This window comes from Mesorhizobium sp. M7A.F.Ca.CA.003.01.2.1, assembly GCF_003998945.1.
In the GTDB taxonomy this organism is placed as follows: Bacteria; Pseudomonadota; Alphaproteobacteria; order Rhizobiales; family Rhizobiaceae; genus Mesorhizobium; species Mesorhizobium ciceri.
In genome coordinates, this window is the sequence record NZ_RZRA01001026.1 from 1 (window position 1) to 1891 (window position 1891).

Below are 1891 nucleotides of genomic sequence, written 5' to 3' on the forward strand. Positions count from 1 at the left end.
CGTTTCAGGCTGTGCCTTCATGACCGTGGTGACCGTCACCACCGCCGGCTTGTCGGCGGCAACGATGGGTGCGAACGAGCCATTGGGCGCAGTGATGCCGGCAACAGGTGTCTGGGTCGTCGGAACGGTGTTGCCCGCGCTTTGGGCGAAAGACATGACGAAGGGGGATATGATCAGCGCAGCGCCCAGCAAGGCCGCGACGCGATGCCTACGAAGGATATCTGACATGGTCGTTTGTCCGGGCGAGAGTTGATCCAGCGCCGTGGCCTCCCATGCGGGAAATCGGTCATCGGCGTGTCGAGGTTGCAATTGCCCGTCTCGCCTACATGGCAGCCAACCGGATCGACGGCCTTGCATCTAGGGCGCGGATTGGCCCGATTTAGGGTTTTCGGGCGACCTTACGAAGATTTAATATCCGCACGGCGGCAGGGTCACAAAGTCGTCGGGTCGCGCCTTGCTGCCTCGCTGGAGCCTCAGCCACCGGCGATTCGTCCGAGATAGGCCGTAGCAATCTCGCGCATGCGCTTGCCGTCGAAGCTCGGTCCGTGTCCTCCATGACCGATACGGATCGGCAGGTCGAGCAGGCGCCGCATCGTACTGATATAGGCGGCCCGGTCGGAATCCGGCAGGTCGTCTATCAGCATGGCGTCGTAGATGGCATCGCCGCTGAAGAACAGTCCGTCGGCCTCGTCGAACAGCGCGATCGAATCCGGTGAATGGCCCGGCAAATGCAGCACGCGAAATTGCCGGTCGCCAAGATCGACGACATCGCCCTCGTCCAGGGTTCGCGTCAACGGCGCGGGCGGGATCCTGTAGTCGGCCGACTTCCATCCGGACGCCGGCAGTTTCGAGACGGCACCCTCGAGGTCGTGGAACATGTAGGCGTAAGTCGCGGCCTCATCCATGGTCTCGAACCGAGCCGCGCTCATTCTTGGCCCGGCCCGCAACGGGAATTCATGCAGCGAGCCGACGTGGTCGAGATGGATGTGGGTGGCAACGACCAGCAACGGCTTGCCCTGCGGCGTCTCGATCTGCGGCGCCAGCGGACAGATGCCCATACCGGTGTCGACGAGCAGGTCGGCATCGCGACCGCGCAGATGCCAGATATTGGCCCGAACATAGGCATGCACGAAGGGCTCGGTCAGCATCGTCGTCTTGCCGTCGACCACGCTCCTGCTGAACCAGCTCGGCATCAAGTGTGAGTCCGGCATACGAAGTGAGCCGGGCATCAGGTGTGAGCCCGGCATCAGACGAAGGGCTTCCCGACCTTGTACTTTTCCGGCACCAGCCGCTTGAGATAGGCCATGCCGGCATCCGACAGCTGATTGACGTCGGGCTTCATGAAATCGTCAGGCATGTGGCGGGTCTTGCCGGCGACGTTCTTGAGCGGCACTTTCTTCAGCACCGTTCTGGTGCCGTCATATTGCAGCGCCACCGAGCCGCCGCCCTGTTCGGCGACGGTGACCGCGAAAGCGCCGGCATCGAAAGCCTCCTGCGCGTCGACCGCGCTGATGGCGCCGATATAGCCGCGCGGCATGTAGCCGAGCGCGTCGACGCGGGCACGCTTGCCGGGCAGGCCTTCCGCCAACGCGCGCTCGAGTGCGGCCGGCAGGTCGCTGCCCGACAGCTTGACGTTGCCATGCGCGTCGCGCTCAAGCTTGTCCGGCGGCACCAGGCTTTCGACCAATGCCTTGCCGTCGGCGGTGCTGACGCCTTCCGAAACGGCGACGATGCAGCGCTTGTGGCGATCGAGCGTGGCACGCACGTCGTCGATGAAGCCAGCGGCCGAGAACGGCCGCTCGGGCACGTAGACGAGATGAGGGCCGCTGTCGGGGTCGAGCTGCCAGGCAGCGGCAGCCGCGGTCAGGAAGCCCGCATGCCGGCCCATGAC

The 1891-nt window shown here is 64.5% G+C and carries 2 protein-coding genes and 1 pseudogene; all 3 read right to left on the reverse strand.

Annotation, left to right across the window (positions count from 1 at the left end; all coding sequences use genetic code 11):
- Positions 1-228: pseudogene (locus tag EN969_RS29150) on the reverse strand (serine protease); the annotation flags it as partial.
- A 245-nt stretch (positions 229-473) separates the two neighbouring features.
- Complete coding sequence (locus tag EN969_RS29155) at positions 474-1193, reverse strand: MBL fold metallo-hydrolase (RefSeq protein WP_063170437.1); 720 nt, start codon at positions 1191-1193, stop codon at positions 474-476.
- A gap of 53 nt (positions 1194-1246) precedes the next feature.
- Positions 1247-1891, reverse strand: a 645-nt coding sequence (locus EN969_RS29160) for a 6-phosphofructokinase (RefSeq protein ID WP_206525259.1), incomplete at its 5' end; no start/stop codon positions are given.